We start from the raw sequence: 26,835 nt of genomic DNA, 5'->3' as shown, positions 1-26,835 counted from the left end.
TATAAGCTTAGCCAATGCTTTATATCAACGATTTAGTTATGGCTGTCCCTTATTAAATACTTCTTAAATGGCATTACTGTGTTGCCACAGCTGAATGGCCAGTTTTCTATTTTCACCCCAGCGATAATTACCCAGTTCACCGTTGCCGCGAATTACCCGATGACAAGGGATTAATAAAGCAATGTTATTGGCTGCCAATGCACTGCCAACCGCCCGCTGGGCCTTAGGTGATCCCGCCATATTGGCTAATTGACCGTAGGATACTAACTGATCGCCACTGGTTTTAAGCAAGGCTTGCCACACTTTAAGTTGAAAATTAGTGCCTTTAACCACCAAATGGATTTTGCCAGGGGTTAACGGCGCATTAAAAATTGTCGCGGCTAATTCGTTCGCCTGTTTAGCATCGGCTTTGAGCGAGGCGTATGGCCACGACAATCTTAATTGCTCGACCTCAATTTGATAATCGCGCTCGCTATCATGGTCAAGAAATTCAAGATGACACAACCCGCGCCCGGTCCACGCAAAAATAGCTGCGCCAAAGGGCGTCATTGCCCGGCCATACGAAATTGTTAAGTCTTTGCCGAGCGTTTTTATTTGCCCTGGGGTCATCGCTTCACAGGTAACCAGTAAATCATGCAGTCGACCAGTACCTGACAACCCCGACTCTAACGCGACATTAAGTAAGTCTTGCGACTGTGCCAGCTGAGCCAGTGCCCGCTCTTTAGTTACAAACTGTAAAAAACGTTTCGGTGAAATGCCAGCCCAACTAGCAAATACCCGCTGTAAATGAAATTCACTTAAATGAACGGCCTCTGCAATCTGTTGTAAACTTGGCTGGTCTTGAACATGTCCGCGGATATAGGCAATTGCTCGGCTTATCACCTCATAATGCTGATGGGCTATATTTTCATTAGTATTTTCATTAGTGCTTTTGATAGCACTTTTGATAGTACTTTTATTAGTACTTTCGTCAGAGCTTTCATCATCGATTAATCCGGTTACTTTGCTATTCATAACTCGCCTTCCTTTCTTTGAAAAACGTCTGCACTGAAAAGCCAGTGACTAACATCGTGCCCCAGATAACTAACGCCGATCCGGCTACCGTATGCCAGCCAACCGACTCGTCTAAAAATAAGTAACCCCATAAAATACCAAATACCGGCACTAAAAATGTTACTGACAACGCCGGTGCTGCGCCAACGTCGGCAATTAATTTAAAATACAACAAATACGCCACGCCAGTACATAATACGCCAAGCGCAATAACCGCCAATACTATTGATGAACTGACCGGCTCGGTGGCTGGAAAAAAGGGTAACAGTGGCACAATTATCAGCGTGGCAGCCCACATGCTGCCATGGGCATTATCAAATGAACTAACCGCTGGTGCAGATTTAGCGTAATTGGTCGCTATACCGTAACTTACCGCTGCGAGTGTCGCAGCCGAAATAGGAATAATAGCAACGCTTAAATCAAAATTAGCCTGCAAACCGACCAAAATACTGACACCAGCGATGCCGAGTCCCAGCCCAATTACCGTTTGACGATTTAAGGCTGTTTTAGTCCAAATAGCGCCAATAATAGCGCCCCAAATAGGCGCTGTTGCATTGACCACCGACATTGTGGCCGCGGTTAATGTTTGTGCGGCATAAGCAAACAGTAAAAACGGCAAGGCGGAATTAAAAAATCCAATAATAAAAAAATGCTGCCAGTGGCGTCTAAACACCAGCTGGCGCTTTAAATAAAAGCCAATCGCCAGCAAAAATAACGCAGCAAATCCAACCCGGCCACCAATAAGCATGGTTGGGCCTAAAGTACCTGCCGTCACCCGCATTAATAAAAACGAGCCGCCCCACAATGCAGCAAGCAATAATAGTCGCATAAAGTTAACGGATGTCATGATGTTACCTCTTGATCGATTCAAACCACAGTATGACCAGCTAAAATCAGTGCTACAACCCGATTCTTGCTGTTTTGATCCCAAACATTAAATTGACCGAAAATATTACATTGCACATACGGAAAAACACATATATGATTTATCGTATATATGTTTTACCCCATGTACTATTTTTACCAGTAATGGATTGTGCATAAATAGATAATAAATCACCAATATTTAACCGTTGGAATATTAATGAATCCTGTTCAATTTTATAAAGCATTGGCCGACGATACCCGGCTAAAAAGCCTGTTGTTAATTAGCCATTACCAAGAATTATGTGTGTGCGAATTGGTAACGGCATTAGATCTTGGTCAGCCAAAAGTCTCGCGCCATTTAGCCCAACTAAAAAGCCTAGGGATCTTAAGCGATCGCCGTCAGGGTCAGTGGATTTTCTACCGACTCAATAGCGAGTTAGTCAATTGGGCACACAGTACCATTGTGCAAACACTGAGCAATAACGCCGCATATATCAAAGCCGATATCAATCGCCTTGAAGCCATGGGTCAACGCCCTGCACGCATCATTAGCTGCTGCGAATAATGGAAACACTATAATGAAAAAAATTAAAATGGGTATTAACGGCTTTGGCCGAATGGGTCGCCTAGCAATGCGAGTTGCGTGGTTAAGCGATCAGGTTGAAATTGTCCAAATAAACGATCCCGCGGGCGACGTTGCGACCTTAGCGCATTTAATTAATTTTGATTCGGTTCACGGTCGCTGGAATTTTGAAGCCACCAGCCGTGACGATCTGATGATTATTGACCAACACCAGATTAAGGTCACCCACAATCAAACGATTAACGAAACCGACTGGTCTGCTTGTGACGTGGTTTTAGAAGCCTCAGGCAAGATGAAAACCACCGCCTTGTTGCAAGCTTATCTTGATCAGGGCGTAAAACGCGTGGTGGTCACAGCCCCGGTTAAAGAACCCGGTATTTTAAATGTGGTGATGGGCGTTAATCATCATTTATATGACAAAGCGATTCATCCGATCATTACCGCTGCATCTTGTACGACTAACTGTCTAGCGCCAGTGGTTAAGGTATTACACGAAAGCATTGGCATTAAACATGGTTCAATGACCACGATTCATGACATTACCAATACTCAAACTATTTTAGACGCCCCACACAAAGACTTACGCCGCGCGCGCGCTTGTGGCATGAGCCTTATTCCGACCACCACGGGGTCTGCGACCGCCATTACCCATATTTTCCCAGAACTTGCAGGAAAGCTTAACGGCCATGCTATTCGAGTGCCACTGGCCAATGCGTCACTCACCGACTGTGTGTTTGAGATGGAGCGCGCCACCAGCGTCGAAGAAATAAACCAACTGCTGCGCGACGCTAGCCGCGGTGAGTTAAAAGATATTTTAGGCTATGAAGAGCGCCCGCTGGTATCGATTGATTATCGAACCGATGCCCGTTCATCGATTATTGATGCACCGTCGACCATGGTGGTAAATCAGACCCAAGTTAAACTCTATGTTTGGTATGACAATGAATGGGGTTATGCCAACCGCGCGGCCGAGTTAGTCATTATGGTCGGACTCATGGATCAAGACAGTGCTTAACACCCCCTTGAAACAATACCTGATTGTGACCGGTAATTATTGGGCCTTTACCTTGACCGATGGCGCGTTAAGAATGTTGGTTATCTTGCATTTTTATCAGCTCGGATATAGCCCGCTCGCCATTGCAATGTTGTTTGTGTTTTATGAATTTTTTGGGGTGGTAACCAATTTAGTTGGCGGCTACCTTGGCGCGCTGGTTGGTCTTAATCGCACCATGAATATCGGCCTTGGTTTGCAGGTATTTGCGTTAGTGATGCTGCTGGTGCCAACCGATTTTTTAAGTGTCGGTTGGGTAATGGCGGCGCAAGCGCTCAGTGGCATCGCTAAAGATCTCAATAAAATGAGTGCCAAAAGTGCAATAAAAACCTTGTTGCCTGCAGATGCACAAAATCAGCTTTATCGCTGGGTATCTCTGCTAACGGGTTCGAAAAATACTCTCAAAGGCATTGGCTTTTTTGTTGGTTCGCTGTTATTAAGTCTAATTGGTTTTAGTCAGGCCATTTTAGTGATGGCGCTGGCTTTAACTGCCGTTTGGTTAGTCAGTTTATTTTGCTTAACCCAAGATTTGGGCAAGGCATCGGCCAAGCCTAAGTTTAGTCAGTTGTTTGCCAAAACCCGTCAGGTTAACTGTTTATCAGCCGCCCGGATGTTCTTATTTGGCGCGCGCGATGTTTGGTTTGTAATCGCGTTACCGGTATTTTTAGCCGACCAATTAGGCTGGGATCATTATCAGGTGGGCGCATTTCTGGCAAGCTGGATTATCGGTTATGGCTTAATTCAAAGTGTTGCGCCGCTGATAACGCGCCGGCTCAGTGGTCAACTGCCTGACGGCCAGTCAGCGCAACGTTGGGCCTTGGCATTATCAGCCATCCCTTTGCTGATTGCCCTAGCGCTCAATTTTGAAATTGCCGTTGCTTGGTGTTTAATCATCGGCTTGATCATATTTGGCATTGTGTTTGCGGTAAACTCATCAATTCATAGCTATTTAATTGTGAGTTATGCCCAAGAGGACGCCAGCTCACTTGATATCGGCTTTTATTACATGGCCAATGCGTTAGGTCGATTACTGGGCACGTTATTGTCTGGCTGGGTTTATGGCCAAGCGGGTTTAATCGCTTGTCTGATAATTTCTGGGCTATTTATTTTGATTGCGGCATTGATTTCAATATCGCTTCCAAGACATAATGACCAAAAATATCGCAAGAATATATTATAAAGGTTTAATTATGAGCAAATTAATCAACACATTAGCCGCGATCGATTTATTACACCAAGCGGATCCCACTCAGGTAATTGACAATGGTAACGAAATCGCCAATGAGCTACTTTATGCTCAGCAGATGACAACCTGGCTTAACAAATTAACCGATGCCCCAAGTGAGTTTGCCCAAATTGCCGCGCGCTCGCAGCATTTATGCCGCTGGCAGTTACCACGCGCAGACTTTGAAATGAACCGCGCCGGTTATTATAAATGGCGGATTGCCCAAGGTAAGTATCACGGCGAAAAAGCGGCGCAAGCGATGGCCGATAATGGTTATGATCAAGTCAGTTGCGATAAGGTTTACGACATTGTCCGTAAAAAGGATATTAAGTCAAACCCTGATACCCAGCTGATGGAAGATGCGGCGTGTTTAGTGTTTCTTGAGTTTCAATTTGTTGATTTTGCGCAGGCACATGACGATGAAAAAATCATTCGCATTGTCCAAAAAACCTGGGCAAAAATGTCTGACAATGGTCATCAACTGGCATTAAAAATCAACTTTGGTGCCAATGAATTAAGTTTAGTGCAGCAAGCGCTCGCTTAATTAATTGACTGGCTTCATTACCAGTAAACCATAAAATAACCGCTACTTAGCTCTCAACCGTAGCGGTTATTCTTTACAGCACTCTTTACTGGACTATTTACAGCATTCTTTAAAACACTATTTAAAACACTAGTGTTAATCCTACTCACAACTCTCTCTCAATACTCTCTCAGTACATTCACCGCACTACTTCCCGAGCTATTCACTGTCATATTCATATTTGTAGTCATAACCGTCGTATAGTGACAACTCGCGCCGTAATCGCTCACGATCTTTAAATGCCTCAATTTCACGCCATTTACGCGGCTTTGACCGACGCTGTTTATGCGGCAAAACTTGCTCTGACTCAAATTCAAATGCCACTTCTGGTGCTGACCAATTGCTTTTCATTATATGCTCCGACTTATTAGGCTATGAAACAAAATAATAAATCTGTGTGACAATACTGTGAAAGTGAAATGACGATACCGTGACAATCAAATGACAACGAAAACACAAAGTGATGAAACAGGCTTAACACTAGTAATTGACTAATAAGATAGGCTAAAATCTTTCTTTAGCTGGAGATTTTATGACTTACACCCTGCACTTAGCGCACATTAATGATACCCATTCCCATTTTGAACCATCGTTATTACATTTTGAGATTACGATCGATCAACTCAAATACCGACTCGATGCTCACTGTGGTGGATATGCCAACATCGCTAGCGCCGTGCAAGCCTTAAGACAACGCGCAGCTAAGCTGCAACAAACCGCGTTATTTTTACATGCCGGTGACAGTTTTCAAGGCAGCCTGTATTTTAGCTGCTTTAAAGGCGAAGCGAACGCCACCTTGCTCAATTGCCTGCAACCAGACGCAATGACCATTGGCAATCATGAGTTTGACTTGGGCAATAGCCCCATTGCCGATTTTCTTAAACGAGTCGGCTTTCCGGTACTAGCTGGCAACATGGATCTAAGCCAGGAAGATCAAACTAAAGCGGCGCCATTAAAACCACACTCCAATTTATATTATTATGATAACCAGCGCCAAATTGCCAATTACCTCGTTAAACCATTATTAGGCGAGCATGGCCAACACACGCAAATCGCGATTGTCGGCATCACATTAGATCAAATGGCCAAAATTGGCTGCCCCGATCCTGATTGTCATTTTGTTAATGCCATCACCACCACCCAAAACACCGTGCGCCACTTACACCAGCAAGGCATAAAACACATTGTGGTATTAAGCCATCTCGGTTATCAAGGTGACAAGGCGCTAGCACAAGCTGTCGATGGCATCAGTGTCATTGTTGGCGGCCACACTCATACCCTTTCTGGCGACTTTAGTGAGCTTAACCTGCCTAGCACCGGATGCGCCGACGAGCGGGTTAATAACACCCTGATCTTACACGGCGGCCAACACGCCGAATCGATTGGTTGTTGTGAAATAGACTTTGACCAACACGGGCTCGTTACTAACATGCGGGGGGGGGTCAAGTTTATGATTAACGATGACTGGCAAGCCACTATTGAAAACAATGCTGTTAGCAATAGCGCCCATTTAGCCATGACGAATTTTATCAAGGCCAGCAGCTGCTTTAGCCAATTAGGCGCTGATGACCACATTACCCAACTGATTAATGTCCGTTACCGCCCTGCCGTCGACAAAATGCGCGGCAAGGTAGTAACGACCATCGACACACCACTAAGCCACACTCGGCTGCCAACGGCGCAGTTACCTTATGGTAGCGAAATTGCGCCATTAGTAGCTCAAGGCTTTTATCATAGCGCCAGCAAAGATAAACCAATCGATTTTGCAATTCACAATGCCGGCGGGGTTCGCGTCTCAATTAATGCCGGACAACTCACTCAAGCTGAAATATGTGGTCGGTTATTACCCTTTGCTATTTCTATTATTAGTTATGTCGTGACCGGTAAAGTGTTAAAACAAGCATTAGAAGGCGCAATTAATAACGCGATTGACAATGGGGTTAACGGTACTGGCAGTGGCAGTTATCCCTATACCCATAAATTACGCTTTGAATATCAGGCCGCCAGCCCAGCGCAGCAACGCATTAGTTCGTTGCAAATTTATCGCGACCAGCAATGGCACACAATCGATGACGACCAACAATACCGCGGCGTTTCGTCGGGTTACACCTTAGCAGGCAAAGAAGGCTACGATGCATTGCGTGATTCAACCGATCATTTTGATCACCAAGTGACAATGGCCGATGCCTTTATTAACCTGCTCAGTGGTCCAGGCATAAATATCGACCAATCGCCTCAAAATAGCTTAATCTTGTGAGATCTATAACGAACCTAAGCCCAATTATCTGATACACTGCGCCAAATATTTTTTCAGTCGTGTTATTGGGTAGGTTGTTATGGGTTTTTCCGCGTTAGATCTTAATCAAAATTTAATTAAAGCATTGTCAAAGCAAGGTTATGATAAACCTACACCAATTCAGGCCGAAGCCATTCCTGCCATTTTAAACAAGCAAGATGTAATGGCTGGTGCCCAGACTGGTACCGGTAAAACGGCCGCCTTTGCACTACCAATTTTACAGCAGCTAGCGCAATCGGCCCCTGCCAAGCAGAAGTTACGGGCGTTAATCTTAACCCCGACCCGCGAACTGGCTCAGCAAGTTTATCAAAGCTTTCTAACGTACGGCGAGTTTACTGAGCTTAACACGGCGATTGCTTACGGTGGTGTTAGCATTAATCCCCAAATTACGGCACTAAAAGCCGGAGCTGATATCTTAGTCGCTACGCCTGGCCGTTTACTTGATCATTTAGTTAAAGGCACTGTGTCTTTAGACGATATCGAGCACTTGGTCTTTGACGAAGCCGATCGCATGCTCGATATGGGATTTATTATCGACATTAAACGGATTTTAAAGCGGATGCCATCGCAGCGCCAAACGATGTTATTTTCAGCAACCTTCGATGATGCCATTTTTAGCCTGAGCAAAACTATGCTCAATGATCCAAAACTGATTGAAGTTGACCAACGTAATACTGCCGCTTCGCAAGTAGAACAAGTGGTTTATGGGGTCGACAGCCACCGCAAGCGCGAACTAACGTCATACCTAATTGGCTCAAGAAATTGGAAACAGGTGCTTATTTTCACCCGCACCCGTCAAGGTTGTGATGCACTCGCCAAAGAGATGTGTAAAGACGGCATTAAAACCCAGTCAATTCACGGCGACAAATCTCAAGGAGCACGTGAGCGGGCATTAGCAGAGTTTAAAGAAGGGAAAATTCGTGCCTTAGTCGCAACCGATGTTGCAGCACGTGGTCTTGATATCGACCAATTACAATATGTAATTAACTACGAATTGCCTTACATTGCTGAAGATTATATCCACCGAGTTGGCCGTACTGGCCGTGCAGGCAGCAGTGGTTTAGCTATTTCGTTATTAAGCGTTGAAGAAACCTACTTGCTTGAAGCCGTCGAGGCAGTTCTTGATACCCGCATTGCGCAAGAATGGATCCCTGGCTTTGAACCTGATTTAACCAAGGTATTTAGCAACAAGAAAAACACCAACACAGCGCAAAAGCGCCGTGCCCAAGACCGTGCCTTTGGCGGTAACAACAAACGTCGCCGCTAAACTTACCAGCTCGCTAATATGAAAAAAAGCACCTGAATTATCAGGTGCTTTTTTGTAAAAAATTTCCAGTGCAAATTTAATTATTTTGCCCATCAACCGTTTCTAGTTGAACCTGTTTAACGACCAATTTCATTGGCGTGTAACGGATCCCATACGCATGTTTAGCTTCACTGATCACTTCAAAACCCCAGCGTTGATAAATTGGCAGTGCATAGGTGGTCGAATTTAAGGTAAAAGTACCATCATTTCCTTGCTCGAGACTATGTGCTTTCATCTGCTCCCACAACATCTTTGCAATCCCACATTTATGGTGGTTCTGATCAACAAAGAGATGAAACATGTGACGGTTATCTTTAATCGCAATCACCCCAACGATACGTTTAGCTTCTTGGGCGACTAAATAAAAAAAGCCTTGATCCATATACTCACGAATCGACTGAGTTTCGACACTGCGTAAAAAGAACTCTAAGCCGTCTTCATCGAAATCATCATTTAATAGCATTTTGGTATTACGAGATATTAACGCGCTAATTTCAGCTGAATCATTAGCGGTTGCTGTTCTTATTTTTAACTGCTGCACCTTAATCCTCCTTTACTGACGGCTGCCACTTGTCTAGAAAATAGGCTTCCCTTGACGTTAAAGTACCATACTACAGCTGCAGTACCAAAGCTACTACTTGATTTGTCTATTGATTTATATATGAATATTTTTTACTGAGCACAAAAAGCCCCGTGCATTAGCAATGCACGGGGCTTTTAAAGATAATTAGTCAGGGCTAATTATTCTGCTTTTTTGGCAAATCGTTCTTTAATACTCTTGCTCATTTGGGCCATTTTATCTGCCGTCAGAGCCTCACCAGTGTTATCAATAATCGTTAGCACGCTGCGCGCGCCTGATTCTTGCAACTTAATCTGGTATTTCCCTTCCGCTAAATAAATCGGCATTATTTGCTTTACTTTAAATAAGACAGCTAAATAATTTGGATTTTGTTGTTCAAAATTAACAAAGTAAGTACCAAGCGTTTTATCGCGATCTTTAATCATAAACCCTAATTTAGGTAATATAACCGCTAACTTTTCCCAAGTAGGCTCAAAAGGCGACTTAATAATGTACGCGACATTTTGTTCGTCATCAAAACCTAACTCCATCGCCACGGCAGGTTTTGCCTTAACGATAGTAGCAACCTTATCGGTTTGCTCTAACGATTGCAGATGCGACAAGAAAGCATTGAGCATTCTTGTTTCGTAACGGCGCTGAGCAAACTGGTTAAGTTCAATGTCTTGACCTTGTTGCTGGTGTTTAACCAACTTTACCGCGACGTTAGCGCGGTGGCCTTGCGGTGCAACATTAAGCTCAAACTGATATTGCTGAGTCAGTGTTTGCTCTTCTAAGCCAAATATTTGCATGAAAAAAGGATCTGATTCAATGTTACGCGTGGTTAAGCTACTACCCTCACGTGACATGCTAATACCATACGTTTGAACGTCGACAAATCCGGTGATTTTTTTCCACAGATCGGCACGAAACTCAGTTACATTCTTAAATGACTCAAACACAATTTCTGTTTGTTGACGATTTTGCGATATTAATGACTCAGGTGCTACCGCCATTGCTAATGCGGGCGCGCGAATATCAAGCTTATGACCAACTAATGCACTGTTAGCCGTTGTGGCCAACACTGGAATACTATATTGATTGCTTAACTCAATAGCGCTATAACCTGCTGGCAGCGTTAAGGCTTTTGCCTCTTGCTCAGCGACATAGTCAAAGCTACCGGTACTTTGGTTACGTTCAGTAAAACTACTACAACCAGTCATAAACAGGCCACAGCAAAGAGCTACAGTAATATTTCTCATGGTTTCTCCAACCTAAAGGACGCCAGCCTGCTTCATTGCTGCGGTCAATAAACCGTGATGCTCTTGCGAAAGTTCAGTTAATGGTAAACGCACATGACCATTGTCTATCAGCTTTAATTGGTGAACACACCATTTAACTGGAATAGGGTTTGCTTCCACGAATAAATCATTGTGTAAGGCACTAAGCTGTTCATTAATCGCTTGCGCCTGCTCTTTCTCACCTGCTAATGCAAAACGACACATGTCGCTCATTAACTTTGGCGCTACATTGTTGGTGACAGAAATAACACCATTGCCGCCAAGCAACATAAATTCTAACCCGGTGGCGTCATCGCCGCTAAAGGTTAAAAAGTCATCACCGACCAAGGCTTTTATTTGTGCCAAACGCGATACATCACCGGTCGCTTCTTTAATGCCAACGATGTTGTCAATTTTTGCCAAGATTGCCACGGTTTCAGGCAACAGATCACAACACGTTCGTCCCGGTACGTTATACAAAATTTGCGGGATATCGGTTGACTCTGCTATCGCCGTAAAATGCGCAATTAAACCTTTTTGGGTCGGTTTGTTGTAGTAAGGAGTAACACCCAGCATTGCTACGACACCTGAACTCTTTAACAACTGAGTTAGCTCGATAGCTTCTGCGGTTGAGTTTGACCCATTACCACCTATTACAGGCACTCGCCCAGCGGCAACATTAACGACCGCTGTAACAACGGCAACATGTTCTTTCATACTCAGTGTTGTCGACTCGCCTGAGGTGCCAACAGCCACAATTCCATCGGTACCTTGTTTTATATGCATTTCAACAAGACGTTCTAAATTTTTATAATCCACATCACCGTTTGGTAAAAATGGCGTCACTAATGCAACAATACTGCCAGATAACATCTACAAATCCTCTGATAATCTCGGTAGGCTATGTTAAGGTTCAAGACTAATAAACTCAAGGAATTAATCGCCTTATCCTTTAACTATGATAAAATATTTTTTCAATTTTCAACACCAACAAATTTTTAATTGAACTAGATAAAAACAATATTCACTAGGGCCAAGCTAAATATGACAAATTTTTTGGTGGTAACCGCCATGGGGACCGATCGTCCAGGCATTGTTAATGAGTTAACCACACTCGCAACTGATTCAAACTGCAGCATAGTTGACAGCCGCATGGCTGTATTTGGTAACGAATGTACTTTCATTTTGTTACTCAGTGGTCAATGGAATGCCATCACACGTTTTGAAGCCGATTTATCAGCGCGCAGCGCCGAATTAGAGCTCATTACATTAATAAAAAGAACCAGTGAACACAAACTTGTCAATTATGCGTCTAATGCTTCAGTTCAAATTCAAGGCCAAGATGCCCCTGGCTGCATTGGAAAGTTTACCGAATACTTAGCTAAGCGTCATGTTGATTTGGCCAGTTTGCGAACTCAAGCCAAAGACGGTCAACAGCAAATTTCAATGCAAATACGATTGCCAGCTTCCGTGGAGTTTACCCAGTTAAGCGATGACTTCACCACCTTGGCCCATAGTTTAAATTTAACCGTTAATATTATATCAACTGATTGAATCAAATTTAAATTACCCATTAAAGACTCATTGAGCAGGGCAAAGTTCAACAATAAAATTTAATGTTGAAACGCGGTAGTTAATTATATTATACCTAAAGCCGCTAATGATAATAAATCACGTAATAGTTAGGAAAATAGCATGTTAGAAATCGGCACAGCAGCACCAAATTTCACCCTCAATGATCAAGACAATTCGAGTGTTTCATTAAGTGATTACAGCGGCAAAAAAGTCTTGGTATTTTTCTATCCTCGCGCTTCAACGCCAGGTTGCACTACCCAAGCCTGTGCGTTAAGAGATTCTCAGACATTGTTAGCACAGCACAATGTCGTTACCTTGGGTATAAGCCCAGACACGCCAAAGAAATTAACCAACTTCATTACCAAACAATCTCTTAACTTTACTTTGTTGGGCGATGAAGATCACAGCGTATGTGAAGCTTATGGCGTGTGGCAACTAAAGAAGTTTATGGGCCGCGAAAGTATGGGCGTAGTAAGAACTTCTTTTCTAATTGATGAGCAAGGTAATTTAGCTCATATCTTTAATAAATTTAAAACGAAAGATCATCACGAAGTTGTTTTAAACTACCTAGAAAATGCTCAATAACGCAGACTCTCAATTAAATTTTGACACAAAAAAAGGAACGAATTTCGTTCCTTTTTCATATCAGCCGGCCAACTTAAAGTTCAACATGACAAACTCTATGTTACTGAGTCACCACAAAAGGTTCAGCCAGTGCTAATACACCAGAATCAGCGATTTGAACCTGCTTGATTGGTCGGTCGCGCGAGTCAGTTTGAACTTTTTCAATTTGTTTTATGATATCCATACCTTCAATGACTTTACCAAAAACGGTGTGGCGACCGTCTAACCAAGCTGTTTGCTTTAAGGTAATAAAAAATTGTGAAGTATTGGTGTTAGGGCCTCGATTAGCCATTGATAACCAACCAGCACCCGCATGAGAAAGTTTGAAATTTTCATCGGCAAATTGGCCGCCATAAATCGATTTACCGCCGGTGCCATTGCCATTGGTGAAATCACCACCCTGGATCATAAAATTATTAATCACTCGATGAAATTTAGACCCTTTATAACCAAAGCCGTTCGCATGAGTAGATAGCTCAGAGAAATTTTTCACCGTCTTAGGCACGGTTTCACCAAATAGACCGATCACTATCCGCCCAGCAGGTTTGCCACCAATCGTTATATCCATAAAAGTCTTTTGGGTCACTAGTAACTCTTGCCCAGCATGAGCAAAGGTTGCACTGACCAATAACATAAAAAACACACCAATTTTCAATTTCATTACTTCTTTTCCTAAGCTTTAGAGCAAATTTAGTTTGTATATTACGGCTTTGTTATACTAACTATTGCGATAGTCCAACAATGTTAGTGCTAATAAACAGCAAGCATACGGCATTTTATTGCTCAGGATTTTCAGTCATTTATTAATGACAAGCAACTGTTTTATGCTTATATTTAATTCGCTGTCGCCACTACAACGTTAACAAAAAGTTGAGATTGTCTCTTTAAGCCAGTCACTTTAAGCGACTTATTTAAACTACTTCACTACAATTTGTTAATTTCGTTGGACAAGTTAAATTCAGCAGACGTTACGTAACTCTCCATTTGTTGTAACCGTAGTTCAATTTGATTGAACTGCTGTTCCAGCTCTTTAAAGGCCGCTTGGGGCAATTGTCCTTGCTGCCACACCTTAGATTTAACCGACACGGTATGCTCAAACCCTTGCGGTTGCTCACGCTGTACTGCAGGTTTTTTATCTAGCAATAACCACGCGGCAATATAAAGTACCGGCATAAAGGGCACGCCAAGAAAAAAGGCTGAAACCGCGCCAATCCGAATTAACCAAACTTCAACCCCAAAGCGTTCGCCGACACCTGCGCAAACACCAGCAATGCGCCCTTGCTCTGGAATGCGGTAAAGCACGTTGGGTTGTTTACCTTGGCTCATGATCGCTCCCTCCAATGCGGTGCTTCGTGATCAAGCAGTAATTCGAGCACCGAAATACGTTTAGCCATGGTGTCAGCCTGGCCGCTTAATACGGTTAATTGCTCAACTTGTTCATAGCTTAGCCCTTGGCTAACTTGACGCTTGCTACGATAATGTAAAAACAACCATAACGGCGCGACAAAGATTAAAAACAGGATCGGTAATATCGTTAAATTATTGAGTAGCTCGACCACACCTAAATTCATCATCTGTACATCCTTAATCTAAAAATTCTGCGGGCGGCGATTATTGCTTATCGGCTAATTGTTGTTTCATTGCCGCCAGCTCTTCACTAACGCTGTCTTGGGCCGCTAACTCGGCAAATTGCTCATTAAGCGCACTACTACCTAAATCTTGAGCGTCAACTTGCGCTTCAATGTCTTCAATACGACGCTCATACTGCTCAAACTTTTCAACCGTTTGCGCAACTTTAGTCCGGTCGAGTTGCTGTTTTACCTGCAAGCGAGTAGTTGCTGTGTCTTTACGCACAACCATCGACTTTTTACGGGCTCGCGCTTCGTCTAGTTTAAGTTGCAGCTGGCTTATTTCACTTTTAAGCAGTTCAAGTTGCTCCTCGATATGTAACATATCTTGCGCCAACAGCTGACTTTGTTGACTGGATTTTTGCTTTTCAATTAACGCTGCCCGAGCGAGATCATCACGATTTTTGCTCAACGCTAATTCCGCTTTATTGTGCCAGTCATCGACTAAACTAGTTGCTCGTATGATCCGACGTTGCAATTGTTTTTTATCGGCCAAAATTCGTGCTGAATTTGAACGCACCTCAACTAAGGTATCTTCCATTTCTTGAATGATTAAGCGCACCATTTTGCTTGGATCTTCCGCTTTATCTAACAAAGACGTGATATTCGAATTAACGATATCGGCAAATCGACTAAAAATTCCCATCATACACCTCTTAACTAATTGCTATAAAATCATCGATGCTGGTTTATCCAACTTATGCTCTACATAGCAGAAATAGTGCCAACCTCAAACGTAACAACCTAACAGATTGAAATATAACCACAAAACCACACAAACCTACTATCACAATAAAAACAACCCATTATTAAATTAGTCTGATAGACTATAAATTAGTCAAATCAGCCACAAACTAGTGATAATCGCCAATGAATAGATTTAGTCGTAAAGATAACCTGATTGGTCAAGCAAGTTGCTTTTTAGAAGTATTAGATCATGTTTCATTGGTCGCTCAGATCGATAAACCGGTCTTAATCATTGGCGAACGCGGCACTGGCAAGGAGCTAATTGCCGAACGTCTTCATTATTTGTCTAAACGCTGGCAGCAATCATATTTAAAACTCAATTGCGCCACGCTCAATGAAAACGTGCTCGAAAGTGAACTGTTTGGTCATGAATCAGGTGCTTTTACGGGAGCCAACAAACGTCATTTAGGCCGTTTTGAACGCGCCGACCAAGGCAGCTTGTTTATTGACGAACTCGCTAATACGTCGAGTTTAATCCAACAAAAATTACTCAATGTCATTGAATATGGTGAATTTGAACGGGTTGGTGGTAACCAGCCCGTTAACACCGATGTCCGGCTAATTTGTGCAACCAATCAAGATTTACCGCAATTGGTGATGCAAGGTCATTTTAGAGCCGATTTATTAGATCGCTTAGCCTTCGATGTTATTACCCTGCCGCCTTTACGCAGCCGCACTGGCGATATCATGCTATTGGCTCAAACTTTTGCGATAAACATGGCAAGACAACTGCAATATGAGTATTTCGCCGGTTTTTCAGCGTCAGCCCAACAAAGCTTGCAAAGCTATCACTGGCCCGGCAATGTGCGAGAGCTAAAAAATGTTGTTGAGCGCTCTCTTTATCGTCATCAGGATCCGACGTCACCGGTGCAAGATATTATTCTCGATGCTTTTGATTCACCGTTTCGGCCACAACAAAATGGCGACACCACCACAAATATGCCGCAACAAAATCATCATTTACCTATCGAACCATTGACCAATATTCAAGTAATTGATCCAATTAGCGCTCCCGATTTCCCCTTGTGTTTTAAAACGGTTAGTGCCGATTTTGAGATGAACTTAATTAGCCAAGCGTTGAGCACCAGCCGCCATAATCAACAACAAGCAGCCAAGCTTTTAGGCATCACTTATCATCAGTTACGCGGCCTATTAAAAAAATACCAGATTTAACCCTAAATACTCAGGGGTAATGGGCTAAATTTATTGATGTTATTGGCATTGAGCGTTACATTACTAGTAATCGGCAGCCGCGACAAAACAGCATGAATAAAATTTCAAGATTATCCACCAAACTAGTCCTAGTTAGCGCTATTTTCGCTCAATTTGGTTGTTCGCCATCAGCCGAGGATAATACTCAGCGTGAACAGGGTTTAGTATATTGCTCTGAAGGTGATCCTTCGGTCTTTAATCCACAATTAACGACCATTGGCACCACCATTGACGCGACCTCAAATCAGTTATATAACCGCTTGGTCGAATATAATCCAAGATTAGGTAAGCTTGAACCGGCACTGGCTAAAAGTTGGTCGATTTCAGACGACGGCCGTACCTACACGTTTGCTTTACGTGATGATGTGGTTTTTCATCAAACCAAATTTTTTAAACCCTCACGTCTTTTTTCTGCCATTGATGTGGCGTTTAGTTTCAATCGTATTATTACCCCAACCCACCCTTATCACGATGTTTCCGGTGGCAACTATCCCTTTTTCAACAGCATAGATTTACCTAATACGATCAATAGAATTGAAGTAATTGACCCACACACCGTTACTTTTCATTTAAGTAGCCGAGACAGCTCCTTTTTAGCCAACTTAGCGACCGATTTTGCGGTGATATTATCGCAAGAATATGGCGACTATTTATTATCGGCTGGCCAGCCGCAATTAATCGATATTAAACCTGTTGGCACCGGACCCTTTATTTTAGAGTCTCACTACAAAGACAACTTTATTCGTTACAAAAGTAATGAGCACTATTGGAATGGTGCACCACAAATTAAGCAATTGGTTTATGATATTACGCCAAAAAGCACCAACCGCATCGCCAAAATAATGACGGGTGACTGTGACGTATCTGCTTTGCCACAATCGAGCGAACTAGACGTTATTCGTCGTAATATAAAATTAGAATTGCAAGTGCAAACAGGGCTTAACGTTGCCTACTGGGCGTTTAACAACCAAGCGCCGCCATTTGACCGCTTAATTGTTCGCCAAGCTTTGGCCCATGCGATCAACAAACGAGCCATTGTAAAAGCTGTTTATTACGGCAGTGCCACTACTGCAAAAACCGTCTTACCACCGTTATCATGGGCCTATCATCGACAGCTGCCTATTTATGAATACAACCCACGCAAAGCACGAAAAATGTTAGCCGATGCTGGTTTTCCAAACGGTTTTGAAATGACCTTATGGGCAGCTCCAGCGCAGCGTATTTATAATCCTAATGCGGTAAAAATGGCCGAATTAATTCAAGGTCAACTGGCTGAAATCGGCGTTAAGGTTAAAATAGTCAGTTACGGCTGGGGGGTATTCATGAACAAGCTCAATGAATATCAATATGACTCGGTCTTGTTAGGTTGGACTGCCGACAATTCCGATCCCGATAATTTCTTCCGACCAATTTTAAGCTGCGCCGCACTGATGTCTGGTAATAATCGGGTTAATTGGTGTCAACCCCAATTTGATCAATTACTTAATGCCGCGAGCGGTCACACCAATCTGGGTAAACGCGTCGATTTCTATCGGCAAGCGCAGCAAATGCTTTATGATGAAGTGCCTTTGGTGCCAATAGCACATGCATTACGTTTTCAAGTGCGTGACCGAACAGTCGGTGGCATATCTCTTAATCCTTACGGCGGTATTTCTTTTGCTAAAAGCCACCGCATTACTAAGGAGAAATTTTAATTATGTGGTTTTACATAGCCCGACGGTTTAATTTGTTCGTGTTGACACTGGCCATTTTATTTTTGCTGGTGTTTTTAATGCACAAAGCCTTACCCGGTGATCCCTTAGTCAACTTAAGCGGTATTACCAGCCCGACCTTTCATCAACTTGAACTATTAGATCAGCAATACCAGCTTGATGGTTCGGTGATTAATCAATACCTTGCCTTTGCCACCGAACGTCTCAGTGGTAACTTCGGGCTTTCGTTAACCTCGGCTCAACCGATCCTTAACGAAATCACCCAACGCTTGCCCGCTACCATTGAACTGTGTATTTATGCGATGATTTTGGCCTTGTTTATCGGGATCCCTTTTGGGGTACTGGCGGCATTTCGTTATAAAAAACTGTCCGATATGTTGATTGTTTCCGTTAGCCTAGTCTGCTATTCAATCCCTATTTTTTGGCTCGGTGTAATCGGCATTATGTTTTTAGGACTCGAATTTCAACTACTGCCAGTCGCTGGTCGACTGAATTTACTCTATCAAATTGAACCGGTCACCGGCTTTACCCTAATTGATATCATGTTATCTGATTTAACCAGTAAGGCGCAGGCCTTACGCGATGCCTTTTTTCATTTAGTTATGCCGACGGTTACCTTGGCCTTATTCCCCATCACCGTGGTTATACGCATTACCCGTGCTGCGATGTTAGAAGAGCTTAATACCAATCACATCAAAGCCGCAGAAGCCCGTGGGGTATCACCGCTGATCATAGTATTGCACCATGCCCTGCCCAACGCGATGCAGCCAGTATTAGCACAAGTAAGTTTGCAGTTGAGTACCTTGTTAACCAGTGCGATGGTCACCGAAGTTATTTTTTCATGGCCCGGTATCGGCACCTGGTTAATGTCGGCTATTTATCAACGGGATTTCCCGGTGATAAGTGCGGGTATTTTAATTTGCGCCGGATTGATTATCGTTATTTCTATCGTCAGTGATTTAATCGCTATCGTTGGCACCACCAAACGCCGGAGCCTTCGTCATGGCAAGAACTAGCCACATTTATCAGGATGAGATTATTCCTTCGCCGTTGCAGCAAATTTGGCGTAACTTTGCAGCATCACCATTGGCCATGCTCGGTCTGTGGATTTTTGCCATTTTTATGTTAATTAGCATTTTTGCCCCTTTGTTGGCCCCTTACCCACAGGGCTATCAACATTCTAGCGCCTTGCTGATGCCTCCGTCGTGGCATCCCGAAGGACATGTTGCTTTTTTCTTTGGTACCGATGACCTAGGAAGAGACATCTTTTCAAACCTCATTTATGGCACCAGAACAACCTTTGGTTCCAGTATTTTAGTGACCTTTATTGCCTTGTTTTTTGGCTGTATCATTGGCATATTCTCGGGTATGAGTCATGGCCTGCAATCGAGTATTCTCAACCATATTCTCGATGCTACCCTGGCTATTCCATCGTTGTTGCTAGCGATAGTCTTTGTCGCTATCAGCGGACCTGGCATCACCAATGTGATGTTAGCCGTTGGCATTTCATTAACCCCGCAATTTATGCGTGCAACCCATAACGCAGTACATCATGAGTTATCAAAAGAATATGTCACCGCGACCAAGCTCGATGGCGCCAATAAATCGCAAATATTTTTTCATTCTATTTTACCCAATATTCTCGATGCACTAGTGATTCAAATTACCTTATCAATCTCAATTGCTATCATTGATATTGCGACCTTAGGTTTTTTAAAACTAGGGGCGCAATCGCCACGTTCAGAATGGGGCGCGATGTTATCTGAAGGGCTCGACTTAATATTTTTAGCGCCGTGGAATGTCGCGATCCCTGGTTTGGCCATTTTTTGTAGTGTGTTATCAATCAACATGATAGGAAACGGTCTGCAACGTGCCCTCAAAGAGAGGATCGATTAATGCCTTTACTCGACATCCGAAATTTAACCATTGAACTTGATACCCCTGACGGCAAAATTAAAGCGGTCGATCGGGTAAATTTACAGATTGATCCCGGCGAAATTCGTGGCTTGGTCGGCGAATCGGGCTCAGGAAAATCGTTAGTCGCAAAAGCGATCATGGGTATTTTAAGTAACCGCTGGCGGGTCTCGGCTGATCGCCTGCGTTATAACGGCATCGATTTGCTGTCACTTACCGCTCGTGAACGGCGCAAGTTAATGGGCAGCGAAATAGCCATGGTATTTCAAGATCCTTCTACTTGTCTTGATCCTAATGACACAGTGGGTCATCAAATGCACGAGTCGTTGGCGACCATCGCCCCCGACGTCCCGTTTTGGCAGAGAAAACAGTGGCGCGAAGTACGGATCCGTCAATTATTGCATAAAGTAGGAATAGATAATCACCGCCACGTCATGGACAGTTACCCAGACGAGTTAACTGAAGGCATGTGTCAGCGCGTATTAATCGCGATGGCGATAGCTTACAAACCCCGGCTGTTAATTGCCGACGAACCAACCACGGTATTAGAAAGTGGCGCTCAGGCTCAAATATTTAAATTATTTAAAAAATTAAATAAAATCAATGATGTATCAATACTGCTAATCAGCCATGATTTGGAGTACATTGAACATTGGACCCAAAAAATCACCGTAATGTATAGCGGTCAAACCGTTGAGTCGGGTCAAACCAAGCAAATATTTAGCCGGCCATTTCACCCTTATACCATTGCGCTGTTGCGCAGCATGCCGCATTTTGATGACAAACTAAGTCATAAATCTCAGCTTAGCTCGCTGTCTGGCTGTGTGCCGACCATGCAACATTTGCCGATCGGCTGCCGGCTAGGCCCTCGCTGCCCCAATGCGCAACGCCGTTGTGTCGAAATGCCAAAAATGAAAGAGAAGAATGGCCATTTCTACTCTTGCCACTTCCCCATTACTTATGACAACGCTGAGTCCCAATAATGACTAACCTGCTTGAGGTCAATGACCTAAAAAAATCATTTCACACAGGTTATAAATGGTTAATTCCCCAATATAAACATGCATTAGGACCCATTTCTTTTTCATTGGCTGAGCAACAAACCCTGTCTGTTATTGGCAGCAGTGGCTCAGGTAAATCGACTTTAGCCCGCATTTTAGTTGGCGCAGAACAACGCAGTGCCGGTGAAATTATTCTTGAAGGCGAACAGCTTGAATCAAAAAACCACCGCCAACGCTGTCGCTATATCCGAATGATTTTTCAAGACGCTGATACCTCGCTTAACCCAAGGATCAGAATTGGTAATTTGCTTGAGGAGCCGTTAATTTTTGCGACCGATATTAATAAAAAAGACCGCGAAAAAGAAGTCTACAGCAAACTGCGTCAGGTGGGGTTATTGCCCGAGCATGCCCATTTTTATCCCCACATGATTTCAGGTGGCCAAAAGCAACGCATTGGGGTTGCCCGAGCCTTAATGTTAGACCCACACATTATTGTGGCCGACGAAGCCTTGTCGGTGTTAGACATGTCAGTTCGTTCTCAAATCATTAACTTATTATTGAAACTGCAATACGATATGGGACTGTCTTACGTGTTTGTATCGAACAACATGAATATAGTGCGTCATATTAGCGATAAAATTATGGTATTGGATCAAGGTAAAATGATTGAGTTTGGTGATGCTAAGCAAATTTTAAATGCGCCAACAAACGACGTATCTAAAAAATTACTTTATAATATCGACTGTTGATATTTTTTAAGAGAAAACATGATGGCTAAAGCCTGCGCAGTACATATTTTAGTTAAAACCAAACCAGAAGCCGAAAAAATCAAAAAATTGTTAGCCAAAGGTGAAAGTTTCGCGACCCTAGCAAAAAAGTATTCAACGTGTCCTTCGGGGAAAAAAGGTGGTGATTTGGGCGAGTTTAAGCCTGGACAAATGGTTAAGGCTTTTGACGATGTCGTGTTTAAAAAAGCGATTTTAGAAGTGCATGGTCCTGTTAGAACCCAATTTGGTTTTCATTTAATTAAGACGCTTTACCGTAACTAATCCTCGTTTAACGTCAAAACTGCCCGCATAACATTTCCACTAGCCGCGAGATAATACGTTATCTCGCGCGCCAGCATTATTACTTAACCTGTGTTCTAGATATAGGTTTTGTAACCGTTTAAAACTAAGCTAATCAGATTACCGAATAACAACTAGTTTATTCACTAATAATACAAGGTAAATCACTGCCATTATTCAATGGATGGATCAGGTATTGACCATGATATTTTACCGCTGATTTGTAGTCGGTTTTCTTATGCAATAACAAATCAACGCTATGCGCCAAATCGATCAAACCTTGAGTGTCACCACGGACATATAACGAAATCGGTTTAATCAATTGACCATCGTCATCAAAAGCAACCGACCAACGTTTGCTACAGATCACCAACGAAGACAACCCACTAGATCTAAGGCTCAACTTTTTTCCAACTTCAAGCTCAATTGTCACTTGCCAGTCAGCAGTAGTTAGCAATTCAGTTAGCTTAGTAAACTGGGTTTTAACGATTGGCTTACTTTCGTTATTATCCACCAAAATTGGCGCATAAGTTCGTTGTATCGCTAAAAATTGTTGTTTAAGACCCGCTTGAACTCCTTGGGTTCTTGCTTGGCGTTGCCAACCAGACAGCGGCGGAACGACACAAATGTCGAACCGATGCGATTTTAATGCTTTGGTGATCCAAGCACTAAAAAAATGATTTTCACTCAGTGGATTGGTCGGGGTTTTTCCGGCCTCTTGCGCCTGGGTTAGATCACTCAGGCCGTCACTCACCACTCGATAGATTTCCTGACAAAATAAAGCCATCTTAATTTCCTAATAATAATGTTAACCACACTCGCGTTATCCCTATAAAGCATGATGACGCGAGTGTTTATTTTAATAAATGTTATGCCACATGCTCAGCTACAGATTCAGCTTGTGGCAGGGTTTGTGATTTAGTTTCGCCCGCTTGTTCTTGATAAGTCGTCAGCTGGGAAATTAATTCAGGTAGTCGCATCCGATAAAAATGCGCATTGTAGCCACCGGCATCTGTTGGCAACGATTGAACAAACAGACTGGTAAATTCTTGTGCTTGTTCTAAATTGTTGGCCTCACCATTGAGCATCGGTAAAGCATCGCGCACTCGGCATAAAATTTGTTCGCAATAAAAGATGTTATCGTCACTGATCGGTTGAAAAACAAAAAAGTTATTAGCAATGCGATAAATACTATCACTGCCTGCTTTGCTTAATAACTGATCTGAGACCATCTGGTTTAGGTCTTTCTTAAAGTTGTCTTTCATCGTACTGATTTGCAGCGCGATAGCTTGTTGTTTCTCTTCTTTTTCTTTTTTTCGTTGCGCTTCAACCCAAAAATACACCGCCACTAAGGCTAAAAAAAGTGCGAGCACAACATAAGCAATAATTTTTAACATTTGTACTCCGTACAGCTGCAATCTCGACGGGGCAAACCCCTCGCCTATCAGACTGTTGATATAATAAATAAACAAGTGTTCACAACACCCAAAACACCGAGGCAGTTTAGCAAATAAAACACGATCTTTACCCTATTTTTACGTTTTTTTAGTGCCCAAGCTCTCGCTTTACGGTAGAATTGCCCCCATAGCAATTTGGCGTGGCATTATTGAATAAAAAAACGCCATTTATAGCCCTAATAATCAACGACCGCCGGGAAACAAGCGACATGAGTAAAGGTAAAAAATTCGATTACCGCATTGAACAAGACAACGAGACTTGGACTGCACAAATCGTAAGACGTAAAACAGCACGCGAAACTATCGTATCAAAAACCCAAGATGGTTTTGCTACTGAAGCTGAAGCAACGCAGTGGGCTCAAACAGAGCTAGTATCATTCTTAGAAAACCTTAAGCGACGTAATGCACGACGCTCTAACTAAGCGTTAACACCAATCACGAATTGGTGCTTAAGAGTTAAAAAAAGGAGCTGTTAGAGATAACAGCTCCTTTTTTGATCTTAATGGTTTAACTTCCTGCAAGCGGCGTTAACTAATGTAAATAGCTAGGGCTACAGCCATTCAAACTGATCCATTGCCTCTCTCGCTTGCGCGCGGGTACAATTGGTTAAACCGATTAATTGATTAAGCGATATCGCCGGATTACGTTCAACAAGATTGAGTAATTGCTGACTCGTTAACTGCTGATGCTGCTTATTAAGCACCTTGATTAACCACAACCAGCTTGGCTGCTCTGCTTGCTCAATGTGCGCGATAATCTGTTGTATCTGTTCGTTATCGGCCTGTAAAATCCAGTTGCGCGAGCGCCCTTTGCGCATTAATACCGCGCCAGTGGCCCGAATGTCGGCCTTTAGTTGATAAGAGTTGATTGTTTTTCGCTGGAAAGACAATAAATTCATTTGTACTTGTTCGGCCAATGTTTTGCTCGGTTTACCTTAGACAGCTTATGATAACGCAAAATAGCACTCGGTCACTAGCCTTATGACCGAGTCTACTAATATTGCTACTGCGCGTAACCCAGATTTTGCAGCGATTGCTCAATTGAACGCAACACCGACACATCTTCAATCGTTGCCGGTATGCCATATTCTTGATTATTGGCAATGCTTTTCATGGTCGCGCGTAAAATTTTACCAGAACGGGTTTTCGGTAATTTATCGACCACCGCAATCAATTTAAATGCCGCGACAGGCCCAACTTCATTGCGAACCTGCGCTATCAACTGCTGCTCAATTTCCTTGATACTTAGCTGACACTCGCTGTTGAGCACCACTAAGCCTAAAGGTAATTCGCCTTTTAGCTGATCGTTCACCCCAATAACTGCAACTTCAGCGACACTTTTATGATTGCTTAAAGCTTCTTCTAAGCGCCCAGTCGACAAACGATGACCGGCGACATTAATGACATCGTCAATCCGATTCATAATCCACAAATAGTCGTCTTCATCAATATATCCCGCATCCCCAGTAAGATAATAACCGTCGAACTGACTCAAATAAGCATCATAATAGCGTTGATTGTTTTGCCAAAGCGTCGGCAAGGTGCCCGGTGGTAATGGCAATTTAATCACAATTAAACCCGACTGCCCCGCTGGTACAGGCTCACCATCAGAGTCGAGCACGGCAACGTTATAACCAGGCACTGCTCGGGTCGGTGAGCCCGCTTTTATTGGCGCAGGACAACTGCCCAATAAATTAGCGGCAATAGACCAGCCAGTTTCAGTTTGCCACCAATGATCGACCACGGGTATTTTGAGTTTTTTCTGAGCCCAGCTTAGCGTTGCCGGATCGCAGCGCTCGCCCGCTAAATACAAGGCATTAAGACAACTGATGTCGTATTTATCAATCAACAGACCTTCAGGATCTATGCCCTTTATCGCGCGAAATGCCGTTGGCGCAGTAAAGAAGCTTTTAACCTGATATTCTTCAATTACCCGCCAAAACGTGCCAGCGTCTGGTGTGCCAACGGGTTTTCCTTCAAACAACACCGTGGTGCAACGATTAATTAATGGCCCATAACAAATGTAAGAATGGCCAACCACCCAGCCGACATCACTGGCCGCCCAAAATACATCACCGGGCTTAACGTTATAAATATGTTTCATCGACCACGCAAGCGCAACCGCATGCCCACCATTGTCACGCACCACCCCTTTAGGTTGGCCCGTGGTGCCCGAGGTATATAAAATATAAAGCGGATCGGTTGCCGCTACATCAACACAAGGGTGCGGTTTGGCCGCGTCGCTAGCCTCTTGCCAATCTAGATCTCGACCTGGGGTCATCGCTGCCAGCAACTGCGGACGCTGATAGATAATCGTATTGGTTGGTTTATGCGACGCAATCGCTAACGCTTCGTCAAGCAGTGGTTTGTAGGCAACTTGTCTGTTTGGTTCAATGCCACAAGAAGCCGCCAAAATTACCTTGGGTTTGGCGTCATCAATTCTACTGGCCAGTTCGTTGGCCGCAAAACCGCCAAACACAACCGAGTGAATAGCCCCTAAACGTGCGCAAGCGAGCATGCCCACTAAGGTTTGCGGGATCATTGGCATGTAAATGACCACCCGATCGCCTTTCACCACGCCAAGTCCGGCTAACACGCCAGCGAGTTTGGCCACTTGACCCTGTAACTCAAGGTAGGTTATTTTCTGTTTGGTAGCGGTAACGGGAGAGTCATAAATAATCGCGACTTGCTGACCAAATCCCGCTTCAACATGGCGGTCAACCGCATTGTAACAAGTATTAAGCATCGCGCCGCTAAACCAACGATAATAGGGCTTATCGCTGGTATCTAAAACCTTATCCCAAGGTTTGCTCCAACTAATTTGCTCGGCTGCCTCAGCCCAAAATTGTTCAGGCTGTTCAATTGAACGACGATAAAGTTGCTGATAGGTTTCACTCTGTTCCACAAGATGCTCCTGTTACACATTTAATGACAAGGTTTTATTATGACGACTACGACTGTGCAACTATTACTAACACGTAAAGGTAACTGTAAATTATTAGACCTTAGCGTGTTAGACTTAGCGCTAACAGCGGCTAAACCGGCTTATTTTCAGTAAAAATTATGGCTTTAGCGCCAATTTAACTTAAATAATCACCA

The 26,835-nt window shown here is 43.4% G+C and carries 30 protein-coding genes; 16 read left to right on the top strand and 14 right to left on the bottom strand.

All coding sequences use genetic code 11. From position 1 onward, the window contains the following. Positions 1-63: 63 nt before the first annotated feature. Both HRU23_14220 and HRU23_14215 read right to left on the bottom strand, forming a co-directional pair. Positions 64-1,014, bottom strand: a complete 951-nt coding sequence (locus HRU23_14220) for a methylated-DNA--[protein]-cysteine S-methyltransferase (GenBank protein ID NRA55296.1) — start codon at positions 1,012-1,014, stop codon at positions 64-66. Next, positions 1,007-1,900: a DMT family transporter gene (locus HRU23_14215; protein NRA55295.1), complete on the bottom strand. Its 894-nt coding sequence runs from the start codon at positions 1,898-1,900 to the stop codon at positions 1,007-1,009. The genes HRU23_14220 and HRU23_14215 overlap by 8 nt, the downstream gene beginning before the upstream one ends. A 237-nt stretch (positions 1,901-2,137) precedes the next feature. Between HRU23_14215 and HRU23_14210 the strand changes: the two genes are divergently transcribed. The 4 genes from HRU23_14210 to HRU23_14195 are packed head-to-tail and all read left to right on the top strand — an operon-like array spanning position 2,138 to position 5,323. Then, positions 2,138-2,485 carry a metalloregulator ArsR/SmtB family transcription factor gene (locus tag HRU23_14210; GenBank protein NRA55294.1) on the top strand — a complete coding sequence of 116 codons (348 nt, stop codon included), beginning with the start codon at positions 2,138-2,140 and terminating at the stop codon, positions 2,483-2,485. Positions 2,486-2,498: 13 nt separating this feature from the next. After that, positions 2,499-3,518, top strand: coding sequence for an ArsJ-associated glyceraldehyde-3-phosphate dehydrogenase (locus HRU23_14205; protein NRA55293.1), 1,020 nt, complete (start codon positions 2,499-2,501; stop codon positions 3,516-3,518). Beyond that, a complete protein-coding gene (arsJ, locus tag HRU23_14200; GenBank protein ID NRA55292.1) occupies positions 3,502-4,734 on the top strand; it encodes an organoarsenical effux MFS transporter ArsJ in 1,233 nt (410 codons plus the stop codon). The genes HRU23_14205 and arsJ overlap by 17 nt, the downstream gene beginning before the upstream one ends. 10 nt (positions 4,735-4,744) lie before the next feature. Further along, positions 4,745-5,323 carry a DUF4202 domain-containing protein gene (locus HRU23_14195; GenBank protein ID NRA55291.1) on the top strand — a complete coding sequence of 193 codons (579 nt, stop codon included), beginning with the start codon at positions 4,745-4,747 and terminating at the stop codon, positions 5,321-5,323. 198 nt (positions 5,324-5,521) lie between these two features. Here the strand turns inward: HRU23_14195 and HRU23_14190 are convergent, their stop codons facing one another. After that, complete coding sequence (locus HRU23_14190; GenBank protein ID NRA55290.1) at positions 5,522-5,686, bottom strand: DUF3545 family protein; 165 nt, start codon at positions 5,684-5,686, stop codon at positions 5,522-5,524. Between the two features lie 208 nt (positions 5,687-5,894). Between HRU23_14190 and HRU23_14185 the strand changes: the two genes are divergently transcribed. Together HRU23_14185 and HRU23_14180 are read left to right on the top strand one after the other, a co-directional pair. Continuing rightward, entirely contained in the window at positions 5,895-7,619 is a 1,725-nt protein-coding gene (locus HRU23_14185; protein ID NRA55289.1) for a bifunctional metallophosphatase/5'-nucleotidase, read from the top strand. Between the two features lie 79 nt (positions 7,620-7,698). Next, positions 7,699-8,925 (top strand): DEAD/DEAH box helicase, encoded by a 1,227-nt coding sequence (locus HRU23_14180; GenBank protein NRA55288.1) that lies wholly within the window; start codon positions 7,699-7,701, stop codon positions 8,923-8,925. Positions 8,926-9,001: 76 nt separating this feature from the next. On the opposite strand, the gene HRU23_14175 is transcribed toward HRU23_14180, so the two are convergent. The 3 genes from HRU23_14175 to dapA form a co-directional block, all read right to left on the bottom strand. Further along, a complete protein-coding gene (locus HRU23_14175) occupies positions 9,002-9,505 on the bottom strand; it encodes a GNAT family N-acetyltransferase (GenBank protein ID NRA55287.1) in 504 nt (167 codons plus the stop codon). A 200-nt stretch (positions 9,506-9,705) separates the two neighbouring features. Next, positions 9,706-10,782: an outer membrane protein assembly factor BamC gene (gene bamC, locus HRU23_14170; GenBank protein ID NRA55286.1), complete on the bottom strand. Its 1,077-nt coding sequence runs from the start codon at positions 10,780-10,782 to the stop codon at positions 9,706-9,708. A 12-nt stretch (positions 10,783-10,794) separates the two neighbouring features. After that, positions 10,795-11,673, bottom strand: coding sequence for a 4-hydroxy-tetrahydrodipicolinate synthase (gene dapA / locus HRU23_14165; protein NRA55285.1), 879 nt, complete (start codon positions 11,671-11,673; stop codon positions 10,795-10,797). A 171-nt stretch (positions 11,674-11,844) separates the two neighbouring features. On the opposite strand from dapA, the gene HRU23_14160 reads away from it, so the two are divergent. Both HRU23_14160 and bcp read left to right on the top strand, forming a co-directional pair. After that, entirely contained in the window at positions 11,845-12,354 is a 510-nt protein-coding gene (locus tag HRU23_14160; GenBank protein ID NRA55284.1) for a glycine cleavage system transcriptional repressor, read from the top strand. Between the two features lie 141 nt (positions 12,355-12,495). After that, positions 12,496-12,960 (top strand): thioredoxin-dependent thiol peroxidase, encoded by a 465-nt coding sequence (gene bcp, locus HRU23_14155; protein ID NRA55283.1) that lies wholly within the window; start codon positions 12,496-12,498, stop codon positions 12,958-12,960. A gap of 100 nt (positions 12,961-13,060) precedes the next feature. Here the strand turns inward: bcp and HRU23_14150 are convergent, their stop codons facing one another. The 4 genes from HRU23_14150 to pspA all read right to left on the bottom strand — a co-directional run bounded on the left by HRU23_14150 (position 13,061) and on the right by pspA (position 15,273). Next, complete coding sequence (locus tag HRU23_14150) at positions 13,061-13,633, bottom strand: peptidylprolyl isomerase (protein NRA55282.1); 573 nt, start codon at positions 13,631-13,633, stop codon at positions 13,061-13,063. 290 nt (positions 13,634-13,923) lie between these two features. Beyond that, positions 13,924-14,325, bottom strand: coding sequence for an envelope stress response membrane protein PspC (pspC, locus tag HRU23_14145; GenBank protein NRA55281.1), 402 nt, complete (start codon positions 14,323-14,325; stop codon positions 13,924-13,926). After that, complete coding sequence (gene pspB / locus HRU23_14140) at positions 14,322-14,570, bottom strand: envelope stress response membrane protein PspB (protein NRA55280.1); 249 nt, start codon at positions 14,568-14,570, stop codon at positions 14,322-14,324. The genes pspC and pspB overlap by 4 nt, the downstream gene beginning before the upstream one ends. 40 nt (positions 14,571-14,610) lie before the next feature. Then, positions 14,611-15,273: a phage shock protein PspA gene (gene pspA, locus HRU23_14135; protein ID NRA55279.1), complete on the bottom strand. Its 663-nt coding sequence runs from the start codon at positions 15,271-15,273 to the stop codon at positions 14,611-14,613. A 224-nt stretch (positions 15,274-15,497) separates the two neighbouring features. On the opposite strand from pspA, the gene pspF reads away from it, so the two are divergent. The 7 genes from pspF to HRU23_14100 all read left to right on the top strand — a co-directional run bounded on the left by pspF (position 15,498) and on the right by HRU23_14100 (position 22,262). After that, positions 15,498-16,547, top strand: coding sequence for a phage shock protein operon transcriptional activator (gene pspF, locus HRU23_14130; GenBank protein ID NRA55278.1), 1,050 nt, complete (start codon positions 15,498-15,500; stop codon positions 16,545-16,547). A 101-nt stretch (positions 16,548-16,648) separates the two neighbouring features. Beyond that, on the top strand, positions 16,649-18,280 hold the full coding sequence (locus HRU23_14125) for an ABC transporter substrate-binding protein (GenBank protein ID NRA55277.1): 1,632 nt from the start codon (positions 16,649-16,651) through the stop codon (positions 18,278-18,280). Between the two features lie 2 nt (positions 18,281-18,282). After that, the gene (locus HRU23_14120; protein NRA55276.1) at positions 18,283-19,314 is read left to right on the top strand and encodes an ABC transporter permease; all 1,032 of its coding nucleotides are present in this window, start codon (positions 18,283-18,285) and stop codon (positions 19,312-19,314) included. Then, entirely contained in the window at positions 19,301-20,194 is an 894-nt protein-coding gene (locus HRU23_14115; GenBank protein NRA55275.1) for an ABC transporter permease subunit, read from the top strand. Before HRU23_14120 ends, HRU23_14115 begins: the two co-directional genes overlap by 14 nt. Then, positions 20,194-21,195 (top strand): ATP-binding cassette domain-containing protein, encoded by a 1,002-nt coding sequence (locus HRU23_14110; GenBank protein ID NRA55274.1) that lies wholly within the window; start codon positions 20,194-20,196, stop codon positions 21,193-21,195. Before HRU23_14115 ends, HRU23_14110 begins: the two co-directional genes overlap by 1 nt. Next, the gene (locus HRU23_14105) at positions 21,192-21,962 is read left to right on the top strand and encodes an ATP-binding cassette domain-containing protein (protein ID NRA55273.1); all 771 of its coding nucleotides are present in this window, start codon (positions 21,192-21,194) and stop codon (positions 21,960-21,962) included. The genes HRU23_14110 and HRU23_14105 overlap by 4 nt, the downstream gene beginning before the upstream one ends. A 21-nt stretch (positions 21,963-21,983) precedes the next feature. Beyond that, positions 21,984-22,262 (top strand): peptidylprolyl isomerase, encoded by a 279-nt coding sequence (locus HRU23_14100; protein ID NRA55272.1) that lies wholly within the window; start codon positions 21,984-21,986, stop codon positions 22,260-22,262. 157 nt (positions 22,263-22,419) lie between these two features. Here the strand turns inward: HRU23_14100 and HRU23_14095 are convergent, their stop codons facing one another. Both HRU23_14095 and HRU23_14090 read right to left on the bottom strand, forming a co-directional pair. Then, entirely contained in the window at positions 22,420-23,067 is a 648-nt protein-coding gene (locus HRU23_14095) for a DUF2913 family protein (protein ID NRA55271.1), read from the bottom strand. Between the two features lie 82 nt (positions 23,068-23,149). After that, positions 23,150-23,677 (bottom strand): hypothetical protein, encoded by a 528-nt coding sequence (locus HRU23_14090; GenBank protein NRA55270.1) that lies wholly within the window; start codon positions 23,675-23,677, stop codon positions 23,150-23,152. A gap of 269 nt (positions 23,678-23,946) precedes the next feature. On the opposite strand from HRU23_14090, the gene HRU23_14085 reads away from it, so the two are divergent. Next, positions 23,947-24,159, top strand: a complete 213-nt coding sequence (locus HRU23_14085) for a DUF3622 domain-containing protein (protein NRA55269.1) — start codon at positions 23,947-23,949, stop codon at positions 24,157-24,159. Positions 24,160-24,287: 128 nt separating this feature from the next. On the opposite strand, the gene HRU23_14080 is transcribed toward HRU23_14085, so the two are convergent. Both HRU23_14080 and HRU23_14075 read right to left on the bottom strand, forming a co-directional pair. Next, a complete protein-coding gene (locus HRU23_14080; GenBank protein NRA55268.1) occupies positions 24,288-24,653 on the bottom strand; it encodes a hypothetical protein in 366 nt (121 codons plus the stop codon). An 86-nt stretch (positions 24,654-24,739) separates the two neighbouring features. Next, positions 24,740-26,641 (bottom strand): propionyl-CoA synthetase, encoded by a 1,902-nt coding sequence (locus HRU23_14075; protein ID NRA55267.1) that lies wholly within the window; start codon positions 26,639-26,641, stop codon positions 24,740-24,742. Positions 26,642-26,835 lie beyond the last annotated feature (194 nt).

The sequence above is a fragment of the Gammaproteobacteria bacterium genome, from assembly GCA_013214945.1.
GTDB lineage: Bacteria > Pseudomonadota > Gammaproteobacteria > Enterobacterales > Psychrobiaceae > Psychrobium.
Note: the sequence above shows the minus strand (reverse complement) of the source record. Positions and strands in the feature narration are given on the sequence as shown.

Bases quoted from the DNA above. Each gene is read 5' to 3' on its own strand.
- HRU23_14220 (NRA55296.1), bottom strand. From the start codon at position 1,014: ATGAATAGCAAAGTAACCGGATTAATCGATGATGAAAGCTCTGACGAA.
- HRU23_14215 (NRA55295.1), bottom strand. From the start codon at position 1,900: ATGACATCCGTTAACTTTATGCGACTATTATTGCTTGCTGCATTGTGG.
- HRU23_14210 (NRA55294.1), top strand. From the start codon at position 2,138: ATGAATCCTGTTCAATTTTATAAAGCATTGGCCGACGATACCCGGCTA.
- HRU23_14205 (NRA55293.1), top strand. From the start codon at position 2,499: ATGAAAAAAATTAAAATGGGTATTAACGGCTTTGGCCGAATGGGTCGC.
- HRU23_14195 (NRA55291.1), top strand. From the start codon at position 4,745: ATGAGCAAATTAATCAACACATTAGCCGCGATCGATTTATTACACCAA.
- HRU23_14185 (NRA55289.1), top strand. From the start codon at position 5,895: ATGACTTACACCCTGCACTTAGCGCACATTAATGATACCCATTCCCAT.
- HRU23_14180 (NRA55288.1), top strand. From the start codon at position 7,699: ATGGGTTTTTCCGCGTTAGATCTTAATCAAAATTTAATTAAAGCATTG.
- bamC (NRA55286.1), bottom strand. From the start codon at position 10,782: ATGAGAAATATTACTGTAGCTCTTTGCTGTGGCCTGTTTATGACTGGT.
- dapA (NRA55285.1), bottom strand. From the start codon at position 11,673: ATGTTATCTGGCAGTATTGTTGCATTAGTGACGCCATTTTTACCAAAC.
- HRU23_14160 (NRA55284.1), top strand. From the start codon at position 11,845: ATGACAAATTTTTTGGTGGTAACCGCCATGGGGACCGATCGTCCAGGC.
- bcp (NRA55283.1), top strand. From the start codon at position 12,496: ATGTTAGAAATCGGCACAGCAGCACCAAATTTCACCCTCAATGATCAA.
- HRU23_14150 (NRA55282.1), bottom strand. From the start codon at position 13,633: ATGTTATTGGTCAGTGCAACCTTTGCTCATGCTGGGCAAGAGTTACTA.
- pspC (NRA55281.1), bottom strand. From the start codon at position 14,325: ATGAGCCAAGGTAAACAACCCAACGTGCTTTACCGCATTCCAGAGCAA.
- pspB (NRA55280.1), bottom strand. From the start codon at position 14,570: ATGAATTTAGGTGTGGTCGAGCTACTCAATAATTTAACGATATTACCG.
- pspA (NRA55279.1), bottom strand. From the start codon at position 15,273: ATGGGAATTTTTAGTCGATTTGCCGATATCGTTAATTCGAATATCACG.
- pspF (NRA55278.1), top strand. From the start codon at position 15,498: ATGAATAGATTTAGTCGTAAAGATAACCTGATTGGTCAAGCAAGTTGC.
- HRU23_14120 (NRA55276.1), top strand. From the start codon at position 18,283: ATGTGGTTTTACATAGCCCGACGGTTTAATTTGTTCGTGTTGACACTG.
- HRU23_14115 (NRA55275.1), top strand. From the start codon at position 19,301: ATGGCAAGAACTAGCCACATTTATCAGGATGAGATTATTCCTTCGCCG.
- HRU23_14110 (NRA55274.1), top strand. From the start codon at position 20,194: ATGCCTTTACTCGACATCCGAAATTTAACCATTGAACTTGATACCCCT.
- HRU23_14100 (NRA55272.1), top strand. From the start codon at position 21,984: ATGGCTAAAGCCTGCGCAGTACATATTTTAGTTAAAACCAAACCAGAA.
- HRU23_14095 (NRA55271.1), bottom strand. From the start codon at position 23,067: ATGGCTTTATTTTGTCAGGAAATCTATCGAGTGGTGAGTGACGGCCTG.
- HRU23_14090 (NRA55270.1), bottom strand. From the start codon at position 23,677: ATGTTAAAAATTATTGCTTATGTTGTGCTCGCACTTTTTTTAGCCTTA.
- HRU23_14085 (NRA55269.1), top strand. From the start codon at position 23,947: ATGAGTAAAGGTAAAAAATTCGATTACCGCATTGAACAAGACAACGAG.